This is a genomic window from Streptomyces sp. SID11385 (assembly GCF_010548245.1).
In the GTDB taxonomy this organism is placed as follows: domain Bacteria; phylum Actinomycetota; class Actinomycetes; order Streptomycetales; family Streptomycetaceae; genus Streptomyces.
Genome location: NZ_JAAGLR010000119.1, coordinates 1 through 4,660 on the forward strand (window position 1 = coordinate 1; position 4,660 = coordinate 4,660).

The window sequence follows — 4,660 nt, forward strand, 5'->3', positions numbered from 1 at the left end:
GCGGCCTGCACTACACGGCGCTCCAGGCCGGGCTCACGCTCACGCCCTTCGCGCTCGGCTCCGGGCTCTCGGCCGGGATCGGCGGCAGGCTCGTCGACCGGCTCGGGCGCCCGCTCGTCGTCGCGGGGCTGCTCATGGTCGCGATCGGCCTCGCGGGCACGGCCTTCGCGGTCCACCAGGTGACGGGCAAGGGCATCGGCTGGGCACTCATCGCCCCGCTGCTCTTCGCCGGGCTCGGCAGCGGTCTCGTCATCTCGCCGAACCAGACCCTCACTCTTTCGGAGGTACCGGTGCGCAGGGCCGGGAGCGCGGGCGGCGCCCTCCAGACGGGGCAGCGCGTCGGCTCGGCGATCGGCATCGCCGCCGTGGGCTCCGTCTTCTTCGGCCGCCTCGCGGACGACGGCTGGTCGAACGCCTACGACCACGGCCTCATCGTCTCGGTCGGTTTCGTCGTCGCCGCGCTGCTCGTCGCGGTGGCGGACGTGATCGCGGGGCGCCACGAGAAGCAGGGGGAACGGGCGGAACGAGCGGAACGCGCGCAACGGGGGGCGGGCTGAGGGCGCTGCGGGGGAATGTGCCGCGCCTTGACGTGGTTGTCATGGGCATCGTCGGCCGGGTGTCCCCGTAGCCCCGCCCCGTAGCGAAAGGTGGCGCCGTGAAGGTACGCAACTCGCTCCGCGCCCTCAAGAACCGTCCCGGTTCCCAGGTGGTCCGCCGGCGCGGCCGTGTCTACGTCCTCAACCGCAAGGACCCCCGCCAGAAGGCCCGCCAGGGCTGAGGCGGCGGCGGTCCCGCCGGAGCCCCGTACCGAGCCGGTACGGGGCTCCGGCGCGTTCACGGCGCCCTCAGGAGCGGATGTCGCGGCGGGCCCGCAGGACGAGGCCCGTGCCCGCGACGAGCAGGGTCGCCGAGAGGCCGAGCAGCCACATCGCGACCGGGAACCCGGTCCCGGCGAGCATCCCGGGCCCGCCCGGCAACGCACCGGCCCCCGGACCGATCATCCCGGGCGCGCCCGGGGCGGGCGGGACAGGGGAAGCGGTGCGGGCGGGCGACGGGCTCGCGCTCGCGGTCGGGGAGGGCGTGGGGGAGCCCGGACCGGTGGCCGCCCGCGTGGGGGCGGCCTGTCCGGGTGCCGGGGAGGGCGAGGTCGCCGGGGCGCAGTCGGCGGTGACCTCGCCGAGCCGCAGGTCGAGGATGTCGCCCTGGTAGGCGAGGCCGCCCCGGGTGTTCCTGAGCGTCCCCGACACGTGCACCCGCAGCCCCGCACGCGCCGTGGACGCCCCGGACCGGGCCCCGTCCGGCGGTTGGCCGTACGCCGCGTACGTCACCGTGAGCGTGCCGGTACCGACCGCCGCGGGGTGCTTCAGCTCCGCGCCCGAGACGTCCAGCGTCGTGGTGCCGGGCGCGACGGGGTGCCCGAGGACCACCACCTCGCTTCCGTCGGCCCGCGCGAACGCCCGCGCGGAGGGAGCTGCGGGCGGCGGGGCGCACTCCGCGTACGTGCCGGGTGAGCCGTCCTTCGGCCTCACCGCCGCCCACTCGGTCCCGCCGATCCGCAGCGTCGTGCCAGGGACGAGCGCCCGCGCGCTCCCCTCGGCGGTGCGAGCGGCCCTCGGGCCCGTCACGGTCAGGTACGAGAGCACCCCGTCCGGGTCGCTGAAGTCGCCGTTCCCGGGGCCTTCCGCGCGCCGCGAGTCGGAGACGCCGTACGTGCCGTGGAAGGGGCCGATGCCGAGTGGGGCGACCGGTGCCAGCGTGAGACGCGCGAGCTCCGCGTGCGTGCGCTGTCCGGCAGTGGGGGGCGCGGGTGCGCTGGGTCCTGGCGCGTGCGCGGGTGCGGTGGGTGCGGGGGACGCGAGTGCGGTGGACGGCGGTGCGGTGGGCGTGGTCGCCGCCTGCGCGGGATGCCAGGCGGCGACCACGGCCGCCGCGGCCAGGCCGAGCGCGGCGGCCGGGAGGCCGAGCCGGGTCCGTCTTCTGTACGTCCTCGCGTGCTGCCTGTTCACGTGCTGCCTGTTCACGGCGGCAGACTAAGCGCGCATGGTCATTTGATTACGTTTATCCGGTTTTTATATGAGGTGTGTCGCGGACTGATCGCCGGTCGGCGCTCAGCCGAGCCCCAGCCGCAGCCCCGCCCACAGCGCCGCCGTCGCCCCGGCGAGCGTGAGCGGCACGGTGAGGAGGCCGAGCCGCGTGAAGGCGCCGAGCGAGGCGCGTTCCCCGTGCTCGTGCAAAACGCGGCGCCACAGCAGGGTGGCGAGCGAGCCCGCGTACGTGAGGTTGGGCCCGAGGTTGACGCCGATGAGCGCGGCCAGGACCGGCCCGGCCCCGCCCGGGGCCACGATCGGCAGGAGCGCGAGCACGGCGGGGAGGTTGTTGATCACGTTGGCGAGCAGCGCGGCGAGGCCCGCGACGGCGAGCAGCGCGACGAAGGAGTCCCCGGCGGGCACGAGGTGCCCGAGCCCGTGCTCCAGCCCGTTGCCCACCACCGCCTGTACGACCACCCCGAGGGCGAGGACGAAGAGGCAGAAGAGCGGCGCGGCCGAGGCGACGAGGCGGCGCGGCGTCGTCCGGCCGCGGGCGAGGGCGCGCCCGCCGAGGACGACGACCCCGCCCAGCGCGGCCCAGGCCGGTTCGAGACCCGCGAGCGAGGTGAGGAAGAAACCGGCGAGCGTGAGCCCGACCACCACCAGGGTGAAGCGCGGCGTGCGCGGGGTGGGCGGCCGCTCCCCGGCGGTGACCCCGGCGGCGAGGTCCGCGCGGAAGTACGCCCGGAAGACCCCGTACTCCAGGAGGATCGCGACGAGCCAGGGCACCGCCATGAGCCCCGCGAAACCGAGGAAGCTCAGGCCGCTCGCCGAGAAGGCGAGCAGGTTGGTGAGGTTCGAGACGGGCAGCAGGAGCGAGGCCGCGTTGGCCAGGTGCGCGGTCGCGTAGACCTGCGGGCGCGGGCGGGCCCCGGCGTGCGCGGCGGTCGCGAAGACCACGGGCGTGAGCAGGACGACCGTCGCGTCGAGGCTCAGCGCCGCCGTCACGACGGCCGCGACCGCGAAGACGCCGCCGAGCATCCGCTGCGCGCTGCCCCCGCACCAGCGCGCCACCCACGCCCCGGCCACGTGGAAGAGCCCGTCCGCCGCGCACAGCTGAGCGAGCATCAGGACCAGGGCGAGGAAACCGACGACGGGAAGCAGCGTGCGCACCTGCTCCCAGGCCGCGTGCCACGAGACCGCGCCGACCGCGACGAGGAGCGCGGCCCCGGGCACGGCCACGACCGCCTCGGGCAGCCCGCGCGGGCGCGCGACCGCGAAGAAGAGCACGCCGAGCAGAACGGCGACGGACAGGATCTCGGCGGGCACGGTGCTCAGCGGGGGGCTCCACGGTGGGACGCGGGCCACGGAGGGCGCGGCCGGGGGCGGGACGGGGTGCGGGGACGGACCAAGGTTCCCACCTGGCGCCACGCGCGCGCGGCGGGGCCCGCCGCGACACCACGGGCCCGGCACGCGAGATGCGTGCCGGGCCCGGGAGTGCGGTCCGTACGGAGCGGGGACACGCCCCGTACGGCGGGTCACTCGACGACGAGGTCGACCTCGATGTTGCCGCGCGTGGCCTTGGAGTACGGGCACACCTGGTGCGCCTGCTCGACGAGCCGGCGGCCCGTCCCGGCGTCGATCGTGTCGGGCAGCTCGACCCGCAGGGTCACCTTGAGGCCGAAGCTCGCGCCGTCCTTGCCGATGCCGACCTCGGCGGTGACGGACGCGTCGCTCGTGTCGGCGCCCGCCTGCTGCGAGACGAGGCCGAGGGCGCTCGCGAAGCAGGCCGCGTACCCGGCGGCGAAGAGCTGCTCGGGGTTGGTGCCCTTGCCGTCGCCGCCCAGCGCGGGCGGCATCGCGAGACCGAGGTCGAGCTGACCGTCCGAGCTGACCGCGCGGCCCTCGCGCCCGTTCGCCGTGGCCACCGCCGTGTAGATCGCGTCCATGGAATCCATCCCTCTTCGCTGTCGTGAGGTGTGTTGCCGTACGAGAAGTAGAGCACACGATTTAGTTGTGCACAACTAAAAAGGGAGCGTGGCGTTAGGCTGGAGCCATGACAGACACGACAGCGCCCGAGGAGGACTTCCTGCGCCTCGACCGCCAGATCTGCTTCTCGCTCAACGCGGCCTCGCGTGCCTTCGGCGGCGTGTACCGGCTCGTGCTCAAGGATCTCGGGCTCACCTACCCGCAGTACCTCGTGATGCTCGTGCTGTGGGAGCACGGCGAGCTGCCCGTCAAGCGCATCGGCGCCCTCGTGCGCCTCGACTCGGGCACGCTCTCGCCGCTGCTCAAGCGCCTGGAGGCGGCGGGACTCGTACGCCGCGAACGCCTCGCCAGCGACGAGCGCTCCGTCGTCGTCCGCCTCACCGCCGAGGGCGCGGAGCTGCGCACCTCCGCCCTGCGCGTCCCGCGCGCCATCGCCGCGGCCACCGGGCTCGGCCTCGACGAGGTCGAGGACCTCCGCGAACGCCTCGGCCGCCTCACGGCCGCGCTCGACCGCGCGGCCCAGGGCCTGGCGGAGGGCCCTGCGGGCCGTACGGGGGAACTCGAACCCTCAGGCTGAGGGTGAGACGTCCCCGGCGGCGCGCGCCCGGTGCGCCGCCACGCGCTCCCGCGTCGCGCACCGCCGC

6 protein-coding genes are annotated in these 4,660 nt (G+C 75.4%); 3 read left to right on the top strand and 3 right to left on the bottom strand.

Annotation, left to right across the window (positions count from 1 at the left end; translation table 11 throughout):
* Both G3I42_RS04015 and ykgO read left to right on the top strand, forming a co-directional pair.
* The coding region (locus G3I42_RS04015; RefSeq protein ID WP_164282461.1) for an MFS transporter at nucleotides 1–557 on the top strand (557 nt) is incomplete at its 5' end.
* A 98-nt stretch (nucleotides 558–655) separates the two neighbouring features.
* Nucleotides 656–778: a type B 50S ribosomal protein L36 gene (gene ykgO, locus G3I42_RS04020; RefSeq protein ID WP_010276268.1), complete on the top strand. Its 123-nt coding sequence runs from the start codon at nucleotides 656–658 to the stop codon at nucleotides 776–778.
* Nucleotides 779–845: 67 nt separating this feature from the next.
* On the opposite strand, the gene G3I42_RS04025 is transcribed toward ykgO, so the two are convergent.
* The 3 genes from G3I42_RS04025 to G3I42_RS04035 all read right to left on the bottom strand — a co-directional run bounded on the left by G3I42_RS04025 (nucleotide 846) and on the right by G3I42_RS04035 (nucleotide 3,976).
* The gene (locus G3I42_RS04025) at nucleotides 846–2,021 is read right to left on the bottom strand and encodes a hypothetical protein (protein ID WP_343244448.1); all 1,176 of its coding nucleotides are present in this window, start codon (nucleotides 2,019–2,021) and stop codon (nucleotides 846–848) included.
* Nucleotides 2,022–2,108: 87 nt separating this feature from the next.
* Complete coding sequence (locus G3I42_RS04030) at nucleotides 2,109–3,365, bottom strand: SLC13 family permease (RefSeq protein WP_164282465.1); 1,257 nt, start codon at nucleotides 3,363–3,365, stop codon at nucleotides 2,109–2,111.
* Between the two features lie 200 nt (nucleotides 3,366–3,565).
* Nucleotides 3,566–3,976, bottom strand: coding sequence for an organic hydroperoxide resistance protein (locus G3I42_RS04035; RefSeq protein ID WP_275405218.1), 411 nt, complete (start codon nucleotides 3,974–3,976; stop codon nucleotides 3,566–3,568).
* Between the two features lie 107 nt (nucleotides 3,977–4,083).
* Between G3I42_RS04035 and G3I42_RS04040 the strand changes: the two genes are divergently transcribed.
* Nucleotides 4,084–4,593 (top strand): MarR family transcriptional regulator, encoded by a 510-nt coding sequence (locus G3I42_RS04040; RefSeq protein WP_164282463.1) that lies wholly within the window; start codon nucleotides 4,084–4,086, stop codon nucleotides 4,591–4,593.
* Nucleotides 4,594–4,660: the final 67 nt, after the last annotated feature.